The organism is Pseudomonas sp. NBRC 111127 (genome assembly GCF_001320345.1).
Taxonomy (GTDB): Bacteria; Pseudomonadota; Gammaproteobacteria; order Pseudomonadales; family Pseudomonadaceae; genus Aquipseudomonas; species Aquipseudomonas juntendi.
On record NZ_BCBD01000107.1, the window covers coordinates 1 to 19,142 of the forward strand.

The window sequence follows — 19,142 nt, forward strand, 5'->3', positions numbered from 1 at the left end:
GTGCCCGGTCGCGGGCATAGGCGGGGGCGAAGCTGAGCTGGGTGGCATGCTGGCACATGGCGTCCAGGTCGATCAGCGACCAGCGCCCGTTGTCCCAGAACAGGTTGTGCCCCTTGAAGTCGCCGTGGCTGATGCGTTCGCGGATCAGTTGCTGCATCACCTGCACCAACGCATCGAGCTGTTCTTGCGGTGCCTCGCCACTTTCCACGTAGGGCGCAAAGCACGCGGTCAGGTCTGGGCCATCGACATACTCGGTGACCAGGTAGGCACGGCTGCGCAGGCCCAGCACCCGCTGCTCCAGCACCGCCAAGGGGCGTGGCGTGGCGATGTCGAGAAACTCCAGGCGGTGCCCTTCGATCCACGAATGCCAGGCCCGGCTCGGGCGCCAGAAGCGCTTGAGCCAGTGCGCGGTGTTCTTGATGTTGTAGCGTTTGAGCACCAACTGCCGGCCATTCACCTCGATACGCGCCACACTGGCGGCGCCACCGGTCTTGTACAGGTGGCCTTGGTCGATCAAGGCATCGGCCTGTTCCAGCACCGGCAGCATGGCGGCCACCTCGCTGCGGCGAACCGCACGCAAGCCCGACAAGCTGCGCTGTACGCTGAACAGGCTGCATTCGCGCCCGGCTTTTTCCAGGTAATCCTTCTGCCGCCAGCTGCGCACCTTGTCCACCTGCTTCTGCAAGGCTTCCAGTGGCAGCGCGTGCTCGGCATTGGCCAGCAGGTAATGCACCAGCAACTCTTCGATGAACGGCTCCAGGCGCTTGGGCAACTGGGCGAAGAATACCCCGAGGTTTTCCAGCACCCGCGGGCGCGACAGTTGCTGGCCAGGGGTTTCGGCCTTGATGCCGGCGCCATCGATCAGGTACAGCTTGCCGGCGTGGCGCAGCAGGTTGTCCAGGTGCAGGTCTTCCTGCCACAGGCCTTTGGCGTGCATGTGCGCCACGGCCGTCAGCGCCTCACCCAGCACCTGATGCTGCGCGTCGGCCAGCACCGGCAGGTTTTCCACCGCGCCCCAGGCATCGGCCAGGCTCTGGGCACCGTCGAGGAATTCGAACAGCAGCCAGCCACCTTCGCCTTCCCTGAGCCCATCGGCCAGCAGCCTGGGCGTGGTCAGCCCCTGCCCGGCCAACAGCTTCACGCCCTGCAATTCGCGCTGGAAATGCCGCGCCGCGTTAGCACCCACCAACAACTTGGCCAGTACTGGCGTCCCGCGCCACACACCGGCGCCGACATAGCGCTGGCCCGGTAGCACACGCAACAGGCTGAGCAGCTGCAGGTCGGCGCTGCCGGCGGCATCGGCCAAGGTCAGGGTCAGCGGCAGTGACGGGCTACGCCCGGCAGCCTTGAGTTCAGACAAACGCATCAGCGGGCCTCTTTTTCACGACGGCGTTGCGTCAGGCGTTGCAGCCAGGTGTCGACCAGCGTGCCTTCGGCGGGCTGCGCCAGGTAGCTGGCCAGCAAGGTGCGGACATCCGCCTCGCTCCAGGCCCGGGCGCGGCGTAGCAGCGGCTCCAGGTCTTTGAGGCGGTCACGCATGCCGAACAGCAACGGCCGGGTCTTTTCCAGGTCGATCAGTTGGGCGTCCCAACCCTCGCGGCGCTGGCGCAGAAAGATGTGCTTGGGGTAGAAGCAGCCGTGCACCTGGCCGGCGCCGTGCAGGGTACGCGCCAGCTGGCCGCACGCCTGTAGAATGCCGTTGCGCTCGGCCTCGCCCAACTGCGGCCATTGGCCCAGCAGGCTGTCGAGGTCGGCCCACGCGTCCAGGGCACGGGTCATCAGAATCGCCCGGTGCTGGCCGCCCTGCTTGCGCTCACCGTAGAACACCGCCTGCAAGGCCGGAATGTGCAACTTCTGATAACGGCTGATATTGCGGAATTCGCGGGCGAAGGTTGGCTCGCCAAACGGCCGGTGCAGGGTGCGGGTCAGGTAGTCGCACTGGCGCTTGAGGTAGTACCCCTTACCTTCGAGCTCCAGGCGGAACACGCTGCTCCAGCCGCCACGGCCGGTGTTGGGCTCGTCCACGGCGTCCAGTTGCAGCGCCCACAGCGCCTCGAAGTCATCCAGCCCATGGCGTTTGAGCAGCGCGAGTTCTGCGCTGGCCAGGTAATCGGTCATTCCCTTCCCTCGAAAAAGCCCAGTACCTGGCGGATGCGTTTCTTGTCGCGCGCATCAAGCCGGTTGCGGTCACGGTACTGCAGGTAGAAACGCAGGCGCTGGGTAGCCGAGAGGTGGTACTTGGCCACCTTGTCGAGGCAGGCCAGGTCTTTGATCAGCCGGTGCCGCCACATGAACCCGCGCCAGAAATCGCCGGTGGGGCAGTCGATGAAGAACAGCGTGCCGTGGTCATCGACCAGCAGGTTGCGCCACTTCAGGTCGTTGTGGGCGAAACGGTGTTCGTGCATCACCCGGGTATGGCGGGCCAACTGGCGGCTGATATGGTCGACCCAGGTGCGATCGGCCAGCCGTGCATCGTTGCGCTCGGCCAGTGCCGACAGGTCTTCGGTGTTGGGCAGCTCGCGGGTGATCATCGCCCCGCGGCCAAAAGCCAGGCCATTGCGCTCCAGGCCCCAGGCCACCACTTCGGCGGTGGGAATGCCCCACTTGGCGAACTGCTTGAGGTTCTGCCATTCGGCCTTGATGCGCGGCCGGCCCAGGTAGCGGCGCATGTGCTTGCCGGCACCGGTGTACCGCTTGACGTAATAGTTGACCCCATCACGCTCGATGCGCACCACCTCGCTGAGGGGGTCGCGGGTCAGGCGTTCGCCCTGAATGGCAAATACCGCATCGAGGCTGCCGAAGTCCGCCGCCAGGTGTTGGTAACCCGGCGCCAGTGTCCAACTCGCCATTAGAGTGCATCCCCATAGCGTTGCTTGCGATCGTAGAGTTTCTGCGCCTTGCGCTCCAGCCAGGCCAGCAGCGCGGCTTCGTCCTTGAGGACTTGCCGCAGCGGGCGCTGGAAGTAAGCGCGCAGGAAGCGCAATTTGTCGCGTTGGGTAAGGCCGATGTCCAGCGCCGAGAAGTACAGCGCCGCCAGGTCCTTGTCACGCCAACGCCGGCTGATTGTCGCCCGGGTTTGCGCGCGGTGCAGGTCGATCACCGACAGTTTGAAATCATCCGCCGTCACCGGGCGGTCGGTGTGCAGCAGGAAGTGGCAGATGTAGCAATCGCGGTGGTTGACCCCGGCGCGGTGCATGCCGCCGGTCATTTTCGCCACCTCGACGATCAGCGCATGCTTCAGGCGCGGCTCGGGCGGCTGCCTGGCCCAGTCGATGCTGAAGTCTTCCAGGCTGATGGTCGGCGCCAGCTCTTCGGTGATGATGAACGAATGCTGCGCGGCGGGGTTGCTGCCGCGCTCACCGTAGGCGACCGCGGTCATGGTCGGCACGCCCACTTCATGCAAACGCTGGATCGCCTGCCACTCCTGGCCGGCACCGAGCACCGGCAGCTTGGCGGTCAGCAGGTTCTTGAAGATCTCGCCCCAGCCGATACCGCGGTGGATCTTGACGAAAAAGCCCTCGCCAGCCACCTCGGTACGCAGCGTGCGGCGGCCTTCGAGTTCGCGATAGACCTCACCTTGCAGCGCCTCCACGGCGTCGAAGGCATCGCGCCCAGCCCACAGGTGTTTGAAGGGTTCGGCCAGTATCAGCTTCATGCGGTTTTCTGCCCCAGGATCACGTCGGCAGCATGCTGCGGCATGCTGTACAGATCGGCGGTTTCGGCGAATGCCAGGCCGTTGCGCGACCAACTGGCGCGGGCCTGCGGGTCTTCCAGCATGCGCTGCAGGTAGCTGTTGAGCTGGTCCTGCTCGAATGGCTCGTCCAGCACCAGGCCACTGTCGGCCTCGGCAATGTAATGGGCATAGCCGCACACCCTGGACACCAGCACCGGCAAACCGGCCACCAGCGCTTCGAGCAGCACCGTACCGGTGTTTTCGTTGTACGCCGGGTGAATCAGCACGTCGGCACCCAGCAGAAAGCGCGGGATGTCGCTACGGCCCTTGAGGAACTGCACCTGGTCGCCCAGGCCCAGGGTAGCGCTTTGCAGCTGGAATACCTTGGGGTCGTCCTGGCCGATGACCATCAACCGGGTACGCTTGCGCAGCGCCGACGGCAGTGCCGCCAGCGCCTTGAGGCTGCGGTCCACGCCCTTGGTCTTGAAGCCCGAGCCGATCTGCACCAGCAGCAGGTCACCCTCGCCCAGGTTGAACTCCTTGCGGAACTCGGCGCGAATCTCGGCGGCATTGGCCGGCGCGCGGCGGTCCTGGGAAATGCCCGGCGGCAACAGGTGGAAGCGCTCCAGCGGGGTGCCGTAATGCTTGATGAACAGCGGCTGCTGCACTTCGGAAATCATCAGCACTTCGGTATGCGCGTCCTTGGCGAACACCGCACGCTCGTACTCGGCAAAGTGCCGGTAGCGGCCCCAACGGCGGTACAGGCCGCCACGCAGGGTTTGCGCCTTGTCCTCGAAGCAGCCGTCGGCGGCGTAGTACACGTCCAGCCCCGGCATCTTGTTGAAGCCGATCAGGCGGTCGACCGGGCGCTTGGCCAGGTCGGCGGCCATCCAGGCACTGAGCTTCTCGTTGCGCCGGTGGTTGAACACCGCCTTGACCGGCGCCACCAGCACCTCGAAGCCTGGGGGAATGTCGCCCTCCCAGATCAACGTGTACACACGGATCTGGTGGCCGCGCTTCTGGCACTCCAGGGCAATGCGCATGAAGTCGCGTTGCAGCCCGCCAAAGGGGAAATATTTGTAAAGTACGAAAGCCAGTTGCATCAACGGACATCCTCAGCCAGCAGCAACGCGCTCAAGCGGCTCGCCACATGCTCGGGATTCAGGCGAGTGAAGCACAGTGGCCACTCGCGTTTGAGATCGAACCGGGCCAGGTCATCGGCGCTCGGTTTGTAGGTGCACTTCTTCTGCAGGCAGGGCGCGCAGGGCCAGTCACTGGCCTGGTGAATCTGGGTCCGTCCGTAGGCGCCGGTCAGGCCCGGGTTGGTCGGGCCGAATAACGAAATGGTCGGCACATCGAGTGCCGCGGCCAGGTGGCCAAGGCCGGTATCGACCGCCACGCAGGCCTTTGCCGCTGCCAGCACGCGGGCCACACCGACAAGGTTCAATTTGGGGAGCACCTGGCAATTGTTCAAGCCTTGGGCAATGCGCTCGGCCCGCGCCTTTTCCGCCGGGTTGCCCCACGGCAGGCGCACCTCCAGCTTGCGCCGGCCCATGCGCTCGGCCAATTCGCGCCAGTAGGCTTCCGGCCAGTGCTTGGTCGCCCAGGTGGTGCCATGCAGGAACACGACATAGGGCGCCGCTGGCGGCAGTTGCAGGCGCTCGAGGTCCAGGCCGTAGTTGCCGATGCCTTCGGGCAGGTCGTAGGCCAGGGCCATGGCGAACAGCTGGCGCACCCGCTCGACCGCATGCTGGCCGGTAGCAACCGACAGGCGCCGGTCATAAAAGCGGCTGGCCCAGCCTTCACGGGCCGAGTAGCGGTCCAGGCCAGCCACCGGGGCCTTCACGTAGCGGGTGAGCCAGGCCGACTTGACCAGGCCTTGGGCGTCGATCACCAGGTCGTACTTGCGCGCGCGTAAGCGCTGCTTGAAGGCCTTCCACTCACCGCTCTTGAGGGTTTGCCAAAGGTTCTTGCGCCAGCGGCGGATGGCCACCGGGATGACCTGGTCGACCGCCGGGTGCCAGCTGGGGATTTCGGCGAAGCCTTCTTCCACCACCCAGTCGAATCGGATGCCCGGGAGCGCATGGGCGGCATCGGTCAGTGCCGGCAGGGTATGGATCACGTCACCCAGGGATGAGGTCTTGATGATCAGTACCCGCACTTAGTCGACCTCGGCCGCGGCGTCGATCAGGTCCGGCCCGCTCAGGCTGTGCAGGGCGGCGATGACTTTACCGGGCTCCAGCAGGCGCAGGCAGTTGTAGTGGCCGAAGCGGCAAGTGCGGTCAAAGCACGGGCTGCACTCGATACCGGTGCGCACCACCTCCACCTGTTCGGCCAGCGGTGGGGTGAAGCCGGGCGAGGTGGAGCCATACACGGCCACCAGCGGGCGGTTGAGCGCAGCCGCCACGTGCATCAGCCCCGAGTCGTTGGACACCACGGCCTGCGCGCACGACATCAGGTCGATAGCCTCGGCCAGCGAGGTTTCGCCAGCCAGGTTGGCGGACTCTTCGCGCAACCCCGGGATCAGCCGGTCGCGGATCTGCTCGCCCACCGGGTGGTCGTTTTTCGAGCCGAACAGCCATACCTGCCAGCCCTGGCGGATCATCGCATCCGCCACGGCGGCATAGTGTTCGGCCGGCCAGCGCTTGGCCTCGCCAAACTCGGCACCGGGGCACAGCGCCAGTACCGGGCGGTCGAGCTCCAGGCCGAACTTGGCCAGGGCAGCCTCGCGGCTCTGGGCTTCGATTTGCAGGTGCGGGCGCGGGTACGGTTGCGGCAATTCGGCACCAGGGGCGTAGGCCAGGGCCATGAAACGCTCGATCATCAGCGGGTAGCGGGCCTTGTCCAGCTTGCGCACGTCATTGAGCAGGCCGAAACGCATTTCGCCGCGCCAGCCGGTGCGCTTGGGAATGCCGGCGAAGAAGGGGACCAGCGCCGACTTCAACGAGTTGGGCAGCAGGATGGCCTGGTCGTACTGGCCGGCCAAGGACTTGCCGATACGCCGCCGCGTGGCCAGCTCCAGTGCGCCGTGGCCGAGCGGAAAGCTCAAGGCCTGGCGCACTTCGGGCATGCGTTCGAGGATCGGCCGGCTCCACTCGGGTGCCAGCACGTCGATCACGCAGTCGGGGTGCTGCTGTTTCAGGCACTGGAACAAGGTCTGCGCCATCACCATGTCGCCGACCCAGCTGGGGCCAATGATCAGTATTCTCATGCTTAGTCCAGAAACGCTCGGGGAGGCTACAGGCTGCGGTTCAGCCTGGCCTCCCCTCTTTATATTCAGGCTATGTGGCGGACAGTGTACCACCGGTGGTGAAGCATGAGCCTTTGGGGCTGCTTTGCAGCCCATCGCGACACAAGGCCGCTCCTACAAGGGAATGCGTTCTCCTGTAGGAGCGGCCTTGTGTCGCGATGGGCCGCAACGCGGCCCCAACATTCTCAAGTCAAACCCAGCTCACCCCAGATCCGCCGCACCTCACGGCGTTCATCGGCAAACTGCGCCGCATCGATCACCCCGGCCTGTTTCTGCAGGGCCTGGCGGTGCGAGGCCGAGCGGTACGCCTTGTACACTTCACGCAACAGCACCGCGTCACTGGCCGGCAGCAAACCTGCCTGCTCCAGCTCTTCCAGAATGCGGATGTTATCGGTCCATCGGAGTATGGCCGGGTGCTCGTGGCCCCAGGCCAAAGCGGCGTATTGCACCATAAATTCGATATCGACGATACCGCCGGCATCCTGCTTGATATCGAACGGCATGCCAGCCTCGAAGGCATTGGCTGCAGTACCGGCGGCGGTGGCCTTGGTGCCCAGGTTGTCACGCATCTTGGCGCGCATTTCGCTCACTTCGCTGCGCAGCTTCCCAAGGTCACGGGCCTGGCCCAGCACCTTGGCGCGAACGCCCTCGAACGCAGCCCCCACCTGCTTGCAACCGACCAGCACACGGGCCCGCACCAGGGCCTGGTGCTCCCAGGTCCAGGCTTCGTTCTGCTGGTAGCGCTCGAAGGCCCCCAGCGAACTGACCAGCAGGCCCGAAGCCCCTGACGGGCGCAGGCGCATGTCCACGTCATACAGCTGGCCCGAGTTGGTCTGGGTGGTCAGCAGGTGAATGATGCGCTGGCCAAGGCGGGTAAAGAACTGCGCACTGTCGATCGGCTTGGCCCCGTCGGTTTCCGCCTGCGGGTCGCCATCGTGGATGAACACCAGGTCCAGGTCCGAGCCATGGCCCAGTTCCAGCCCACCCATCTTGCCGTAGCCGATGATGATGAACCCCGGGTCGCACAGGCTGCCGTCACTGCGCTTGGGCTGACCGTGGCGGGCCACGGTCTGGCGCCAGGCCAGCGCCAGCACCTGGTCGAGGATGGCCTCGGCCAGCCAGGTCAGGTAGTCGCTGACCTTCATCAAGGGCAGGTTGCCGCTGATTTCCGAGGCCGCCACGCGCAGGCTGTGGGCCAGCTTGAAATGGCGCAGCGCCTCCATCTGCTGCTCAAGGTCGTCTTCGGGGATACGCGTCAGGCGCTCGCGCAGTTCGCTGGCCAGCTCTGGCGCCAGTGGGGGGCTGAACAGGCGGCCCTCATTGAGCAACTCATCGAGCAGCAGCGGGTAGCGGGCCATCTGCTCGGCGATCCAGGGGCTGGCGGCGCACAGGGTCAACAGTTGGCGCAGTGCACCCGGGTTTTCCGTCAGCAGCACCAAGTAGGCCGAACGCCGCGCCACCGCCTCTACCAGCGGCAATACTCGCTCGAGTACCAGGTCGGGGTTGTCGTGCTCCACCGCTTGCGCCAGCAAGCGTGGAATAAAGGCATCCAGGCGCTCGCGCCCGATGCGTTGCATGGAGCGCAGCTGCGGGCTTGAGCGCAACGCGGCCAGGCGCCGCAAAGCGTCCACAGGCGCCTTGAAACCGGCCTCCTCCAGTTGGCGACCAGCCGCTTCCTCGTCCTGGGCCTGCTCCCACAGCGGCGACCACTCACCGCCCACCACCAGCTCGCCTTCACCGTCTTCATCGTCCGGGTCGGCAATGACTTGGCGGAAATGCCAGTCGATGCGGCCACGCCAGTAGGTCAGCTGGTCGTGGAAGCTCTGCCAGTCGGCAAAGCCAAGCATGAAGGCAACCCGCGCCTGATCGGTCTCGCCCTCGGGCAGCATCTGTGTCTGGCGGTCGGCGATGGCCTGGATGGCGTGCTCGGTATAACGCAGAAACTCATAGCCTTCGCGCAGCTCAGCCACCACTGCCGGCGGCAGGTAGCCCTGGCCTTCGAGGGTGGCCAGCACCTTGAGCAACGGCCGCTGCTGCAGGCTGAGGTCACGCCCACCGTGGATCAGCTGGAACGCCTGGGCGATGAACTCGACCTCACGAATGCCGCCGGCACCGAGCTTGATGTTGTCGGCCATGCCCTTGCGCCGGACTTCCTGCTGGATCAACTGCTTCATGGTGCGCAGCGCTTCGATGGCGGAAAAGTCCAGGTAGCGGCGGTACACGAACGGGCGCAGCATTTCCTGCAACTGCGCGCCAGCAGCCTGATCGCCGGCCACCACCCGAGCCTTGATCATGGCGTAGCGTTCCCAGTCGCGCCCCTGGTCCTGGTAATACTGCTCCAGGGCATTGAAGCTGAGTACCAGGGCCCCGGCAGAGCCGTAAGGGCGCAACCGCATGTCGACGCGGAACACGAAGCCGTCGACGGTCACCGGGTCCAATGCCTTGATCAGGCGCTGGCCCAGGCGGGTAAAGAACTCCTGGTTGTCCAGCGAGCGTTTGACCCCTTCGGTTTCACCGCCCTCGGGGAAACCGAAGATCAGGTCGATGTCCGAGGACAGGTTGAGTTCGACCGCGCCCAGCTTGCCCATGCCCAGTACAACCATGTGCTGCGGCTGGCCACTGCGGTTGCCGATGGGCGTCCCGAATTGCTGGCAGTGGCGCGGGTACAGCCATTGGTAGGCTTCGTCGATGCAGGCATCGGCCAGGTCTGACAGGTCGCCGCAGGTTTCGCCAAGTTCCGCCTGGCGGGTAATGTCACGCCAGATGATGCGCACTTGCTGCCGGTTGCGCGCGCGGCGCAGGTTGCGCGCCAGTTCCTCTTCGCTTTGCGCCGCCTGCGCCGCCGCGGCAATCTGCCTGCGCAGCTCCCCCGGGGCATAGCGCCGTTCCAGCTCACCGCTGGCCAGCAGGGCAAACAGCATGGCCGGGTCGCGCTGGGCCACGCCCAGCACGAAGTCGCTGGCCGCGGCCACCTGGTCGAACTGGTGCCGCTGGGCTGCACTGCAATCGTTCAGGTCCAGTTCGGGGTGAGCCGCCACGGCATCGCGCAGGAACTGCTGGTTGCGAGAAACCAGCGGCTGCATGCTGGCAGGCAGATCGGAGGGCAAAGGTAGGCGCATGGTCTATCCTTGATCGGCGTGAAATAGAGGGAAAAAAGCGGCCAAGGGGAAGCCGGACCACGGTTGGACTGTCGTACAAAAGTTGGAAATAGCTGAAAAAAATGCAAAATTGGCAACAAACATCAAGAAACACCCGTTCGCGACACAATGCCAACCAACATGAACGTTTTTCCTCACAAGCCAATGTGCGACCAAACGTCGCACAATTGTAGTTTTACTACTACTCGTGTCGTGTAAAAGCATGAAATGCGCAAGCAAATGTAGTAAAACTACAACGCGCCGGACGACACCCCGGTAATCCAAGAATTCACGACGTCTGCCCATAAGGCCAGTCGCAATCTCAGGCAATCGATTCTGGTTGCCTTTCCGCCCTGGAGCAAGCCATGCAAGACCTCGATCCAATCGAAACCCAGGAATGGCTGGATGCCCTGGAGTCGGTCCTCGACAAAGAAGGCGAAGACCGCGCTCATTACCTGATGACCCGTATGGGCGAGCTGGCCACCCGTAGTGGTTCCCAGCTGCCGTATGCGATCACCACGCCATACCGCAACACCATCCCTGTCACCCACGAAGCACGCATGCCTGGCGACCTGTTCATGGAACGCCGCATTCGCTCGATGGTGCGTTGGAACGCCCTGGCCATGGTCATGCGTACCAACCTGAAAGACTCGGACCTGGGCGGACACATCTCCAGCTTCGCCTCCAGCGCCACCCTGTACGACATCGGCTTCAACTACTTCTTCCAGGCCCCGACCGAAGAACATGGCGGCGACCTGATCTTCTTCCAGGGCCACGCCTCCCCAGGCATCTATGCCCGCGCCTTCATGGAAGGCCGCATCAGCGAAGAACAGATGAACAACTTCCGCCAGGAAGTGGACGGCAACGGCCTGTCTTCGTACCCGCACCCATGGCTGATGCCTGACTTCTGGCAGTTCCCGACCGTTTCGATGGGTCTGGGCCCGATCCAGGCCATCTACCAGGCCCGCTTCATGAAGTACCTGGAAGCGCGCGGCTTCATCCCTGCCGGCAAGCAGAAAGTCTGGTGCTTCATGGGCGACGGCGAGTGCGACGAGCCGGAATCGCTGGGTGCAATCGCCCTGGCCGGCCGCGAGAAGCTGGACAACCTGATCTTCGTCATCAACTGCAACCTGCAGCGCCTCGACGGCCCGGTTCGCGGCAACGGCAAGATCATCCAGGAACTCGAAGGCGTATTCCGTGGCGGTGGCTGGAACGTCAACAAAGTCGTCTGGGGCCGCTTCTGGGACCCACTGCTGGCCAAGGACACCAACGGTGCCCTGCAGCGCCGCATGGACGAAGTCATCGACGGCGAGTACCAGAACTACAAAGCCAAAGACGGCGCGTACGTTCGTGAGAACTTCTTCAACACCCCGGAACTCAAGGCCATGGTCGAAGACCTGTCCGACGACGAGATCTGGAAGCTCAACCGTGGCGGCCACGACCCGTACAAGGTCTACGCGGCTTACCACCAGGCGGTGAACCACAAAGAGCAGCCGACCGTCATCCTGGCCAAGACCATCAAGGGTTACGGTACCGGTGCCGGCGAAGCCAAGAACACCGCGCACAACACCAAGAAGGTCGACGTCGACAGCCTGCGTCACTTCCGTGACCGCTTCGACATCCCGGTCAAGGATGCCGACCTCGAGAACCTGCCGTTCTACAAGCCCGAAGAAGGTTCTGCCGAAGCCAAGTACCTGGCCGAGCGCCGTGCTGCCCTGGGCGGTTTCGTGCCTCAGCGCCGGGCCAAGAGCTTCAGCGTGCCAACCCCGCCATTGGAAACGCTGAAAGCGATCCTGGACGGCTCGGGCGACCGCGAAATCTCCACCACCATGGCCTTCGTGCGTATTCTGGCGCAGCTGGTCAAGGACAAGGACATCGGCCAGCGCATCGTGCCGATCATCCCGGACGAAGCCCGTACCTTCGGTATGGAAGGCATGTTCCGCCAGCTGGGTATCTACTCGTCGGTCGGCCAGCTCTACGAGCCAGTCGACAAAGACCAGGTGATGTTCTACCGCGAGGACAAGAAGGGCCAGATCCTGGAAGAAGGCATCAACGAAGCCGGCGCCATGTCGTCGTTCATCGCTGCCGGTACCTCGTACAGCTGCCACAACCAGCCGATGCTGCCGTTCTACATCTTCTACTCGATGTTCGGCTTCCAGCGTATCGGCGACCTGGCCTGGGCCGCTGGCGACAGCCGCACCCGTGGCTTCCTGATCGGCGGTACTGCCGGCCGCACCACCCTCAACGGTGAAGGCCTGCAGCACGAAGACGGTCACAGCCACATGATGGCGGGCACCATCCCGAACTGCCGCACCTACGATCCAACCTACGGCTACGAGCTGGCGGTGATCATCCAGGACGGCATGAAGAAGATGACCGAAGAGCAACAGGACATCTTCTACTACATCACCGTGATGAACGAATCCTACCAGCAGCCAGCCATGCCGGCCGGTGTCGAGGAAGGCATCATCAAGGGCATGTACCTGCTCGAAGAAGACACCCGCGAAGCGGCACACCACGTACAGCTGATGGGCTCCGGCACCATCCTGCGCGAAGTGCGCGAGGCGGCGAAGATCCTGCGTGAAGAGTTCAACGTCGGTGCCGACGTGTGGAGCGTCACCAGCTTCAACGAACTGCGTCGCGACGGCCTGGCCGTAGAGCGCGCCAACCGCCTGAAGCCTGGCCAGAAGCCACAAGCGACCTACGTCGAGCAGTGCCTGGCCGGTCGCAAAGGCCCGGTCATTGCCTCTACCGACTACATGAAGCTGTTCGCCGAGCAGATTCGCCAGTGGGTACCGAGCAAAGAGTTCAAGGTCCTGGGTACCGACGGTTACGGTCGCAGCGACAGCCGCAAGAAGCTGCGTCACTTCTTCGAAGTTGACCGCCACTTCGTGGTGCTGGCTGCCCTGGAAGCCCTGGCTGACCGTGGCGAGATCGAACCCAAGGTTGTTGCAGACGCTATCGTCAAGTTCGGCATCGACCCGGACAAGCGCAACCCACTGGACTGCTGAGGAGTATTTTTAAGTGAGCGAACTCATTCGCGTACCTGACATCGGCAGCGGTGAAGGTGAAATCATCGAGCTGTTCGTCAAGGTCGGTGACCGTATCGAGGCTGACCAGAGCCTGCTGACCCTGGAGTCCGACAAGGCCTCCATGGAGATCCCGGCGCCCAAGGCCGGTGTCATCAAGGAGCTGAAGGTCAAGCTGGGCGATCGCCTGAAGGAAGGCGACGAACTGCTGGTGCTGGAAGCCGAGGGCGCCGCTGCTGCGGCCCCTGAGGCGCCAGCCGCTGCACCGGCCGAGGCTGCAGCCCCGGCCCCGGCCGCTGAAGCCGCCCCTGCCCCAGCGGCAGCGGCTGCACCGGCTGCCGCCGCCGTGCAGGACATCCACGTGCCAGACATCGGTTCGTCGGGCAAAGCCAAGATCATCGAAGTACTGGTCAAGGTCGGCGACACCGTCGAAGCCGACCAGTCGCTGATTACCCTGGAGTCCGACAAGGCCTCCATGGAAATCCCGTCGCCGGCTGCCGGCGTGGTCGAAGAAGTCCTGTGCAAGCTGGAAGACGAAGTCGGCACTGGCGACCTGATCTTCAAGCTGAAGGTCGCTGGCGCAGCACCTGCTGCTGCCCCGGCACCTGCTGCCGCTGCCCCGGCCAAGGCTGAGGCTGCCCCGGCTGCCGCACCTGCTGCTGCCGCCCCGGCGGCAGCCCCTGCGCCGGCTACCACCGCGCCGGCTGCCGGTAGCAACGCCAAGGTCCACGCAGGCCCGGCGGTGCGCCAACTGGCCCGTGAATTCGGTGTCGACCTGGGCGCAGTCGCGGCCACCGGCCCGCACGGCCGCATCCTGAAGGAAGACGTGCAGGTCTACGTCAAAGCGATGATGCAAAAGGCATCGAGCGCCCCGGCAGTTGCCGGCGCGACCGGTGGCGCCGGCATCCCGCCGATCCCTGCCGTGGACTTCAGCAAGTTCGGTGAAGTGGAAGAAGTGGCCCTGACCCGCCTGATGCAGGTCGGTGCCGCCAACCTGCACCGCAGCTGGCTGAACGTGCCGCACGTGACTCAGTTCGACTCCGCCGACATCACCGAGCTGGAAGCCTTCCGCGTGGCGCAGAAGGCCGTGGCCGAAAAGGCTGGCGTGAAGCTGACCGTGCTGCCACTGCTGCTCAAGGCCTGCGCATTCCTGCTCAAGGAGCTGCCAGACTTCAACAGCTCGCTGGCGCCAAGCGGCAAGGCCATCATCCGCAAGAAGTACGTGCACATCGGCTTCGCCGTGGACACCCCGGACGGCCTGCTGGTCCCTGTGATCAAGAACGTCGACCAGAAGAGCCTGCTGCAACTGGCTGCCGAAGCTGCGGCACTGGCTGAAAAAGCCCGTACCAAGAAGCTCTCGGCGGACGAGATGCAGGGTGCCTGCTTCACCATCTCCAGCCTCGGCCACATTGGCGGCACCGGCTTCACGCCGATCGTCAACGCGCCGGAAGTGGCGATCCTTGGCGTGTCCAAGGCCACCATGCAGCCGGTCTGGGATGGCAAGGCCTTCCAGCCCAAGCTGATGCTGCCACTGTCGCTGTCCTACGATCACCGTGTGATCAACGGCGCTGCCGCCGCGCGCTTCACCAAGCGCCTGGGCGACGTGCTGGGCGACATCCGCACCATGCTGCTGTAAGGCGGCCCACTGCCCCTGCATGCAGGGGCAGTTCCTTTTTCGAGCTGCCACGCTCGTACCTCAACCCCGTCGATTGGCGGGGCTTTTTTTGCCCGCCGAAAAACCAGGCCAAACTACAGATTCCGGCCAGACCGCCGATAACCCCTACACGGCATCACACATGGCTGCTTGCCAGCCCTCGGCACATGATGCAACCTTGCCAGACCCGCAGCGGCCCTACGCAGCATTCCCTCTTCAAGCGAGTCTTCGATGAAAAGCCAACCCGATGCCGCCAGCCGTGTGGCGGCCGAGGTCGTCACGCAGTTACCCGTGCCCTCGCGGCTGGGCATGCTGCGTTTCGAAAGGCTCAACGAAGCCAGCTGGGCCATGCTTTACCTGGACCCAGCCTGCGAGCGGCAGTTCGGCCTGCATGCCGGCACCATGTGCGCACAGTTCGAGGCGCCCTACGCCAGCCTGATGGAGCCCGAGGCACGCTACCGCCTGCACGACGAGATCCAGCAGCAACTGGCCCAGCGCGGTTACTACCGGGTGCGCTATACCCTGCATACGCCCAATACCGCACTGCGCCTGCTGGAGGCGGGTGAAGCCTACAAGCAGCACAACCGCCTTTTGCTGCGTGGCTACCTGAGCGTGCTCGACGACCAGCCGCACGACGCCGCCGAGCAGGATGCCAACGACCTAGATGCCAACGACCTAGAGTCGCGCAACAACCGCCTGCAGTTGGCCCTGCAACTGAACCAGCGCGCCCAGCAGGAGCAACTTGAGCACCTGGAACGCGTGCGCGGCCAGCAGGACCTGATCCTGCGTTTGGCCCGCCAACGTTACAGTGCCGAAAACTCGCTGCTGGAAGCCGCCCAGCTGATCACCCAGAGCGCTTGCGAAATCTACAACGTCGACAGCGCCAGCATCTGGCACCTGGAAGACCAGCGCCTGGAGCCGATCACCGCGTGGAAACGCGACACCCAGGAACACCGCCGCCCCGAAGCCATCGACGCCAGCCGTTTCCCGGACTACCTCGACGCGCTGCACGCCAGCCGCGCCATCGATGCCCATAACGCCGGCCATGATCCGCGCACCCGTGAGCTGGCACGAAGTCTGTGCCCGGAAAACAAGGCCATGCTCGACGCCAGCATTCGTGTCGACGGCCAGGTGGTGGGTGTGCTGTGCCTGGAACAGACCGGTCAGCCGCGAGCCTGGCAGTCGGATGAAATCGCCTTCGCCGGCGAACTGGCCGACCAGTTCGCCCAGGTCATCACCAACCACAACCGCCGCGCTGCAGCCAACGCCCTGCACCTGTTCCAGCGTGCGGTCGAACAAAGCGCCAGCGCGTTCCTGCTGGTCAACCGCGATGGCCGGGTGGAGTACGTCAACCCAAGCTTTACCGCCATTACCCAGTACAGCACCGACGAAGTACAAGGCCGCCACCTCGGCGAGCTGCCGGCGCTGGAAAACCTCAATGAGTTGTTGTTCGACTCACCGTCGAGCCTGGCCATGGGCAACAGCTGGCAAGGCGAATTCAAGAGCCGGCGCAAGAACCTCGAGCCCTACTGGGGGCAGCTGTCGATTTCCAAGGTGTACGGCGACAACCGTGAGCTGACCCACTACATCGGCATCTATGAAGACATCACCCAGACCAAACTGGCGCAGCAGCGCATCGAACGCCTGGCGTACACCGACAACCTGACCAACCTGGGCAACCGCCCGGCGTTCATTCGCAGCCTGGATGAGCGCTTTGCCCGCGACGGCGAACACTCGATGTGCCTGCTGCTGGTAGACATCGACAACTTCAAGCGCATCAACGACAGCCTTGGCCATCAGACCGGCGACAAGCTGCTCATCAGCCTGGCCCGGCGCCTGCGCAACAGCCTGCACAGCGGCGGTATCCTGGCACGCTTTGCCAGCAACGAGTTCGCCGTGCTGCTGGACAACACCATCCTGGAAGATGGCCAGGGCGTGGCCTTGCAGTTGCTGCGCACTCTCGACAAGCCGATGTTCGTCGACAACCAGTTGATCAACGTTACCGCCTCGGTCGGCCTGGCCTATGCACCCTTGCACGGCAGCGACCCGGCCAGCCTGATGAAAAACGCCGGCCTGGCGCTGCACAAGGCCAAGGCCAACGGCAAGCACCAGGTGCAGGTGTTCACCGAAGTGCTCAATGCCGAGGCCAGCTACAAGCTGTTCGTCGAGAACAACCTGCGGCGCGCGCTGACCCAGAACGAGCTGGAGGTGTTCTACCAGCCCAAGCTGTGCCTGCGCAGCGGTCGCCTGCTGGGCCTGGAGGCGCTGCTGCGCTGGAACCACCCCGAGCGCGGCATGATCCGCCCGGACCAGTTCATCAGCGTGGCCGAGGAAACCGGCCTGATCATCCCCATTGGCAAGTGGGTCGTGCGCCAGTCCTGCCGCATGAGCCAGGAATTGCGCGCCGCTGGCATGGGTAACCTGCATGTGGCCATCAACCTGTCGCCCAAGCAGTTTTCCGACCCGGACCTGGTGGCGTCGATCAGCAGCATCCTCAAGGAAGAAGCCCTGCCCCCGCACCTGCTGGAGCTGGAGCTGACCGAAGGCTTGCTGCTGGAAGCCAGCGAAGACACCCACCGCCAGCTGGAGGAACTCAAGGCCCTGGGGCTGACCCTGGCCATGGACGACTTCGGCACCGGCTATTCGTCGCTGAGCTACCTCAAGAAGTTTCCGATCGACATCCTCAAGATCGACCGTAGCTTCATCAACGAGATCCCCGACAACCAGGACGACATGGAAATCACCTCGGCAGTGATCGCCATGGCCCACAACCTGAAGCTGAAGGTGGTGGCCGAGGGCATCGAAACCCCGGAGCAGCTGGCATTCTTGCGCAGGCACCGGTGTGATGTGGGCCAGGGCTACCTGTTCGACCGGCCGATCCCGGGGCGCGAGCTGGCCGAGCGGTTGAAGCGCTATCCGCGTGGACCGGTGGCCTGACAGCGGCGTAAACCTCGGGCACTATAGAAGCCATTCGGGCCCCTTCGCGGGCACGCCCGCCCCCACAGGTTCCCCACAACGTTCATCCTGTGGGAGCGGGCATGCCCGCGAAAGCCCCAACACCTATCCAACTGATTAAACACAGAGGAACGGCCATGGTCCTGCGTTCGGAAATCCTGGTGAACAAAAACGTCATGCCTACCGCGGAACAGGCCCTGCCTGGCCGCGAAACGCCAATGAGCCTGCCCGAGTTCCACTACGTCTTCAAGGACACCCCACTCCTCGGCCCGTTCTTCGAAGGCAGCATCGACTTCGCCATCTTCGGCCTGGGCTGCTTCTGGGGCGCCGAGCGCCGTTTCTGGCAGCGCGAAGGGGTGGTCAGCACCGTGGTGGGCTACGCCGGCGGCTTCACCCCGAACCCAACCTACGAAGAGGTCTGCTCGGGCCTGACCGGCCACACCGAAGTAGTGCTGGTGGTGTTCGACAAGGACAAGGTCAGCTACCGCGAGCTGCTGGCGATGTTCTGGGAGCTGCACAACCCGACCCAGGGCATGCGCCAGGGTAACGATGTCGGCACCCAATACCGCTCTGCCATCTACTGCACCAGCCCGGAACAGCTGGAACAGGCCAAGGCCAGCCGTGACGCCTTCCAGGCCGAGCTGAGCAAGGCCGGGTTCGGCGAAATCACCACCGAAATCGATCAGGCACCGACGGTGTACTTCGCCGAGGCCTACCACCAGCAGTACCTGGCCAAGAACCCGGACGGCTATTGCGGCATCGGCGGTACCGGCGTGTGCCTGCCACCCAGCCTGCAAGGTAACTGAAGCATGAGCACGATGACGCTGTTCCACTCGCCCTTGTCGCCGTTCGTGCGCAAGGTGATGGTTGTGCTGCACGAAACCGGCCAGTTGCAGCGGGTGCAGCTACAGCCGGTCAACATCAGCCCGGTGAGCGGCGACCCGCAGCTGAACCAGGACAACCCGATCGGCAAGATCCCGGCGCTGCGCCTGGAAGACGGCACCGTGCTGCACGACAGCCGGGTGATCTGTGAGTACCTCGACCAGCAGCACGTCGGCCTGCCGCTGCTGCCACGCGAAGGCTCGGCGCGCTGGCGGCGCCTGACGCTGGTGTCGCAGGCCGATGCGGTCTTGGATGCAGCGGTATCGTGCCGTTATGAAAGCTTCCTGCGGCCTGAAGACAAGCGCTGGGACGGTTGGCTGCAGGCGCAGGGCGACAAGATTCGCCGTAGCCTGGCCAACCTGGAGCAGGAGCATTTGCCTGAGCTGATGTCCGGGTTCGACCTGGCGGCGATTGGCGTGGCCTGTGCGCTGGGGTATCTGGACCTGCGTCAGCCCGAGCTCGGCTGGCGCGAGCACCAGCCCGGGCTGGCCGCGTGGTATGCCGAGGTGAGCAAGCGGCCGTCGATGGTCGCCACTTCTCCGCAGGGCTGAAGGGCCTCTTC

General features: G+C 64.3%; 13 protein-coding genes. 5 read left to right on the plus strand and 8 right to left on the minus strand.

Annotated features, from left to right (window positions below; genetic code table 11):
* From APH30_RS18375 to glnE, 8 genes are all read right to left on the minus strand, one after another.
* A partial coding sequence (locus APH30_RS18375) for a lipopolysaccharide kinase InaA family protein (protein ID WP_054913384.1) occupies window positions 1–1,366 on the minus strand: 1,366 nt, incomplete at its 3' end.
* Window positions 1,366–2,118: a lipopolysaccharide kinase InaA family protein gene (locus tag APH30_RS18380; RefSeq protein WP_054913385.1), complete on the minus strand. Its 753-nt coding sequence runs from the start codon at window positions 2,116–2,118 to the stop codon at window positions 1,366–1,368. The genes APH30_RS18380 and APH30_RS18375, both read right to left, overlap by 1 nt.
* Window positions 2,115–2,849, minus strand: a complete 735-nt coding sequence (locus APH30_RS18385; RefSeq protein ID WP_054913386.1) for a lipopolysaccharide kinase InaA family protein — start codon at window positions 2,847–2,849, stop codon at window positions 2,115–2,117. Before APH30_RS18385 ends, APH30_RS18380 begins: the two co-directional genes overlap by 4 nt.
* Window positions 2,849–3,655, minus strand: coding sequence for a lipopolysaccharide core heptose(I) kinase RfaP (gene rfaP, locus APH30_RS18390; protein ID WP_054913387.1), 807 nt, complete (start codon window positions 3,653–3,655; stop codon window positions 2,849–2,851). The genes APH30_RS18385 and rfaP overlap by 1 nt, the downstream gene beginning before the upstream one ends.
* Window positions 3,652–4,776: a glycosyltransferase family 4 protein gene (locus APH30_RS18395; RefSeq protein WP_054904279.1), complete on the minus strand. Its 1,125-nt coding sequence runs from the start codon at window positions 4,774–4,776 to the stop codon at window positions 3,652–3,654. Before APH30_RS18395 ends, rfaP begins: the two co-directional genes overlap by 4 nt.
* Window positions 4,776–5,834 (minus strand): lipopolysaccharide heptosyltransferase I, encoded by a 1,059-nt coding sequence (waaC, locus tag APH30_RS18400; RefSeq protein WP_054913388.1) that lies wholly within the window; start codon window positions 5,832–5,834, stop codon window positions 4,776–4,778. Before waaC ends, APH30_RS18395 begins: the two co-directional genes overlap by 1 nt.
* Window positions 5,835–6,884: a lipopolysaccharide heptosyltransferase II gene (gene waaF / locus APH30_RS18405; protein WP_054913389.1), complete on the minus strand. Its 1,050-nt coding sequence runs from the start codon at window positions 6,882–6,884 to the stop codon at window positions 5,835–5,837.
* A 224-nt stretch (window positions 6,885–7,108) separates the two neighbouring features.
* Window positions 7,109–10,042, minus strand: a complete 2,934-nt coding sequence (gene glnE / locus APH30_RS18410) for a bifunctional [glutamate--ammonia ligase]-adenylyl-L-tyrosine phosphorylase/[glutamate--ammonia-ligase] adenylyltransferase (protein ID WP_054913390.1) — start codon at window positions 10,040–10,042, stop codon at window positions 7,109–7,111.
* A gap of 383 nt (window positions 10,043–10,425) precedes the next feature.
* Between glnE and aceE the strand changes: the two genes are divergently transcribed.
* The 5 genes from aceE (at window position 10,426) to APH30_RS18435 (ending at window position 19,131) form a co-directional block, all read left to right on the plus strand.
* On the plus strand, window positions 10,426–13,071 hold the full coding sequence (gene aceE, locus APH30_RS18415) for a pyruvate dehydrogenase (acetyl-transferring), homodimeric type (protein ID WP_029885038.1): 2,646 nt from the start codon (window positions 10,426–10,428) through the stop codon (window positions 13,069–13,071).
* A 13-nt stretch (window positions 13,072–13,084) separates the two neighbouring features.
* A complete protein-coding gene (gene aceF / locus APH30_RS18420; protein ID WP_054913391.1) occupies window positions 13,085–14,725 on the plus strand; it encodes a dihydrolipoyllysine-residue acetyltransferase in 1,641 nt (546 codons plus the stop codon).
* Window positions 14,726–14,974: 249 nt separating this feature from the next.
* Window positions 14,975–17,680, plus strand: a complete 2,706-nt coding sequence (locus APH30_RS18425) for a bifunctional diguanylate cyclase/phosphodiesterase (RefSeq protein ID WP_054913392.1) — start codon at window positions 14,975–14,977, stop codon at window positions 17,678–17,680.
* A 155-nt stretch (window positions 17,681–17,835) separates the two neighbouring features.
* Window positions 17,836–18,504, plus strand: a complete 669-nt coding sequence (gene msrA / locus APH30_RS18430) for a peptide-methionine (S)-S-oxide reductase MsrA (protein ID WP_054904284.1) — start codon at window positions 17,836–17,838, stop codon at window positions 18,502–18,504.
* 3 nt (window positions 18,505–18,507) lie between these two features.
* Entirely contained in the window at window positions 18,508–19,131 is a 624-nt protein-coding gene (locus APH30_RS18435; protein ID WP_054913393.1) for a glutathione S-transferase, read from the plus strand.
* Window positions 19,132–19,142 lie beyond the last annotated feature (11 nt).

Bases quoted from the DNA above. Each gene is read 5' to 3' on its own strand.
- glnE (WP_054913390.1), bottom strand. From the start codon at position 10,042: ATGCGCCTACCTTTGCCCTCCGATCTGCCTGCCAGCATGCAGCCGCTG.
- APH30_RS18380 (WP_054913385.1), bottom strand. From the start codon at position 2,118: ATGACCGATTACCTGGCCAGCGCAGAACTCGCGCTGCTCAAACGCCAT.
- msrA (WP_054904284.1), top strand. From the start codon at position 17,836: ATGGTCCTGCGTTCGGAAATCCTGGTGAACAAAAACGTCATGCCTACC.
- APH30_RS18385 (WP_054913386.1), bottom strand. From the start codon at position 2,849: ATGGCGAGTTGGACACTGGCGCCGGGTTACCAACACCTGGCGGCGGAC.
- waaF (WP_054913389.1), bottom strand. From the start codon at position 6,884: ATGAGAATACTGATCATTGGCCCCAGCTGGGTCGGCGACATGGTGATG.
- aceE (WP_029885038.1), top strand. From the start codon at position 10,426: ATGCAAGACCTCGATCCAATCGAAACCCAGGAATGGCTGGATGCCCTG.
- APH30_RS18435 (WP_054913393.1), top strand. From the start codon at position 18,508: ATGAGCACGATGACGCTGTTCCACTCGCCCTTGTCGCCGTTCGTGCGC.
- rfaP (WP_054913387.1), bottom strand. From the start codon at position 3,655: ATGAAGCTGATACTGGCCGAACCCTTCAAACACCTGTGGGCTGGGCGC.
- APH30_RS18425 (WP_054913392.1), top strand. From the start codon at position 14,975: ATGAAAAGCCAACCCGATGCCGCCAGCCGTGTGGCGGCCGAGGTCGTC.
- APH30_RS18395 (WP_054904279.1), bottom strand. From the start codon at position 4,776: ATGCAACTGGCTTTCGTACTTTACAAATATTTCCCCTTTGGCGGGCTG.